This window comes from Pseudomonas sp. PICF6 (genome assembly GCF_009831705.1).
GTDB classification, from domain to species: domain Bacteria; phylum Pseudomonadota; class Gammaproteobacteria; order Pseudomonadales; family Pseudomonadaceae; genus Aquipseudomonas; species Aquipseudomonas rhizophila.
The window spans coordinates 20,176-23,539 of record NZ_WUUD01000030.1 but is presented as its reverse complement, the minus strand read 5'-3'; the positions used below and the strand labels follow the sequence as shown (position 1 = coordinate 23,539).

Genomic DNA, 3,364 nt, shown 5'->3' with positions numbered 1-3,364 from the left:
CCGCGAAGGGCCATCCATGGCCCAGCGCGGCTAACCCGGCATCCATGCCGGGTTACCCACGAACCAATGCCTGCGTTCAGCCAGCGTGGTTAACGGGGCGCCCCAGATCAACGTCCACCGCGAGGCGGCCTGACAGCCGGCCTGGTTTGGGGGTATCGCGTTTCCCCTATGGGAGCGGGTTTGCTCGCGAAAGCGGTGGTTCAGTTGCATGGATACTGGCTTTGCTGGCCTCATCGCGAGCAGGCTCGCTCCCACAGGGGGGCTGGGGGTTATATGAGCGTTGTGGCTGCTGAAGATCAAGTGTGGGAGCGAGCCTGCTCGCGATAGCGGTGGTTCAGCCACATAGATGCTGGACATGCCCAGCTCTTGCTTTGCTTTGCTTTGCTTTGGATCTTGATCTTGATCTTGACGCCCCGTTAAACCACGCTGGCCGAACGCAGGTATTGCGCAGTGGGCATCCCGGCATGGATGCCGGGATAGCCGCGCTGGGCCATGGATGGCCCTTCGCGGCGGGCCCACGGAGCAATGCCTTCGTTCGGGCACACCGAGCCTAAGCGAGGTGCCGAGTGGTGGGGCAAAGCGTTTTTGGTTACTTTTGGTTGGTCCGGCATCCGGCTCTTCCAAAAGTGACCCGCTGTAAGAGCGGAACCGCCAGCCGCCGTTACGCAAAAAACGGATATACACCCATAAGCATGCCTAAAAACCGGGAGACTCATGGAACCCACTCACACCCTAAACCCACATCACCCCGTCCCAGCACTCCCGACCGAAGGCCTGATCGCCGTCATCGCCCCCGCCGGTCCAGCAAACCTGGAAACGGACAAAGCCATCCAATGGATGCGCGCCCGGGGCCATGAGCTGCGTATATTCCCAGGTGTGTACGAAAAGGACGGCTACCTGGCCGGCAGCGACGAAGTACGCCTCAACGACCTGCATGCCGCCTTCGCCGACCCAGAAGTAAAAGCGATCATTTGCCTGCGCGGCGGCTACGGCACCCCGCGTTTGCTGGATCGCATCGATTTCGACCTGTTGCGGCGCAACGCCAAGCCCTTCGTCGGCTACAGCGACATCACCGCCTTGCACCTGGCCATCAGCCGATATGCAGGGTTCGTCACCTTTCATGGCCCGTTGCTCAACGCCGATCTTCTCGGCGACAAGGAACCCTCCACCGTCACTTCTTTTTTCAGCCTGTTGCGTGGGCAGTTGAAGGCCGGCAGTGTGCTGAGCCATCCCGCAGCTTATCCATTGACTACCGTCGCACCCGGCATCGCCTGCGGGCGTTTGCTGGGGGGCAATCTGTCGATGATTGCCGCGACCATGGGCACGCCCTACGAAATCGACGCCGAAGGCGTGATCCTGTTGGTGGAAGACATCAACGAGCCGCTTTACCGCATCGACCGTCTGCTGACCCAGTTACGACTGGCTGGCACGCTGGCAAAGCTGCGGGGTGTATTGCTGGGGGATGTCGCCGGGGTGGACGTCGAGGCGTTGAACAAACTGTTCCAGCAGACCTTCGAGCCGTTTGGTATCCCGGTGTTGTCCGGCTGGCGCAGTGGGCATTGCGATCCGAACCTGACGTTGCCCATGGGCGCGTTGGTGACGCTGGATGCGGGGGAGAAGAGGTTGGTGCTGGAGCAGGATGTGGTGGTCAGCCGAGCGCTTGTTGCCTGAAAGTCCCTCATCGCGAGCAGGCTCGCTCCCACACTGGACCGCGTTTGGTAGTCAGCTGTGGGAGCGAGCCTGCTCGCGATGAGGGCAGCGGCCATAAGGCGATCTAGCGGTTACGCAACCCTTCCAGCAGCTTGTGCGTCGGATAACCATCCGCGGGCCAGCCGAACGACTGCTGGGCGCTGCGTATGGCCTTGCGGGTGTTGGCGCCGATGATGCCGTCGGGCGTGCCTGCGTCGAAGTTGTGTTTGCCTAGCAAGGTTTGCAGTTCGAAGCGTTCGCTACGGCTCAAGGGCAGATCGTCCTTTGGCCATTGCCCGCTGATCAGCCCCGCGCCGGCGAAGCGCTCTGACAGCAAGCTCACCGCCAGGGCGTACGACGAGGAATTGTTGTACTTGAGGATGGCGCGGAAGTTATCGAGCACCAGGAAGGCCGGCCCGCGATAGCCGGCCGGCAGCAGCAGGGCTGCCGACAAGTGTTCGGCGCCGGCTGGGACCTGGCTGCCGTTGGGCAGGCTGACGCCCAGTTGCAGCCATTCGGAGACGGGTTTGCGGATCGCGCCGTCGGCCAGCGGGTAGTCGAACCCTTCTCTGAGTCGTACCTCGAAGCCCCACGGCTGTCCGCGCTGCCAGCCAGAGCTTTGCAGGTAGTGCGCGGTCGAAGCCAGGGCGTCGGTGGCGCTGCCCCAGATATCGCGGCGGCCGTCACCATCGAAATCCACCGCGTGGGTGTTGTACGTGGTGGGAATGAACTGGGTCTGGCCCATGGCTCCGGCCCAGGAACCGAGCATTTTTTCCGGAGCGATGTCGCCGTCTTGCAGGATCTGCAGTGCGGCGATCAGCTGCGCATGGGCAAACCCCGGGCGCCGCCCTTCATAGGCCAGGGTCGCCAGGGAGTTGATCACCGACTTGGTGCCCTGGAACTGACCGAAGTTGCTTTCCATGCCCCACACCGCAACCAAGGCCTGGCGGTCGACGCCATAGCGCTGCTCAATGCTTTGCAGGATGTCGGCATGCTGTTGGACCAGTGTCTGGCCCCGGCGTACTCGCAGCGGCGACAGCGCTCCATCGAGGTATTCCCACACCGGACGGCTGAATTCCGGCTGGCTGCGGTCGGCTTTGATGACGCTCATGTCCGGGCTGACGCCGATAAAGGCGCGATCAAACAGGTCGGCACGGATTCCCGCGGCCAGGGCTTGCTTGCGAAACCCGGCTTGCCATTCGGCGAAAGTTTGCGTGGGGGCGATGACCAGGTTGTCACCGGTCGGGACCACGGGCGGCACGATGGCAGGAGCAGGCACGGCAGGGACGGTCTTGAGCGGTTGGGCGTCGGCGGCGGTAGGTTTTTCTGCGCAGGCGACAAGCAGAACGACGCTTGTGGCTGCAATCAATTGGCGCAGGGGCCAACGACGGGAAAGACAAAAGGGCATGCACGGGTCCAGATAAACAAATCAGATGCTGACCTTATCATGCGCAAAGGAGAATAGGGCTGGTCCGGGTGTTTCAAGCCGCCACAAAGCAAGAAGCCTCCCAGTTGTCAGACTGGAAGGCTTCGCGGCGGTAGCTGCCTTTGCCCTTGGCGGGTCGTTCCTGGCGGCTGCGGAACAGGGGCTGGGCGATGATGGATTTGGCCTTGTTGGGGCCATGCTTGGATGGCTTTTTGCTCATGAGGGGGTCTCTCGTGGGGTGGTTTTTGC

At 62.2% G+C, this 3,364-nt stretch carries 4 protein-coding genes; 1 reads left to right on the top strand and 3 read right to left on the bottom strand.

All coding sequences use genetic code 11. The features are described from left to right. Positions 1-416: 416 nt before the first annotated feature. Positions 417-611 (bottom strand): nucleoid-structuring protein H-NS, encoded by a 195-nt coding sequence (locus GSM73_RS26465; protein WP_178129680.1) that lies wholly within the window; start codon positions 609-611, stop codon positions 417-419. Between the two features lie 103 nt (positions 612-714). On the opposite strand from GSM73_RS26465, the gene GSM73_RS19865 reads away from it, so the two are divergent. Then, entirely contained in the window at positions 715-1,671 is a 957-nt protein-coding gene (locus tag GSM73_RS19865) for an LD-carboxypeptidase (RefSeq protein ID WP_160893621.1), read from the top strand. A gap of 103 nt (positions 1,672-1,774) precedes the next feature. Here GSM73_RS19865 and GSM73_RS19860 read toward each other — a convergent pair whose 3' ends face one another. Beyond that, positions 1,775-3,097 carry a lytic murein transglycosylase gene (locus tag GSM73_RS19860; RefSeq protein ID WP_160893619.1) on the bottom strand — a complete coding sequence of 441 codons (1,323 nt, stop codon included), beginning with the start codon at positions 3,095-3,097 and terminating at the stop codon, positions 1,775-1,777. Between the two features lie 73 nt (positions 3,098-3,170). After that, a complete protein-coding gene (arfA, locus tag GSM73_RS19855) occupies positions 3,171-3,335 on the bottom strand; it encodes an alternative ribosome rescue factor ArfA (RefSeq protein WP_047229500.1) in 165 nt (54 codons plus the stop codon). Positions 3,336-3,364: the final 29 nt, after the last annotated feature.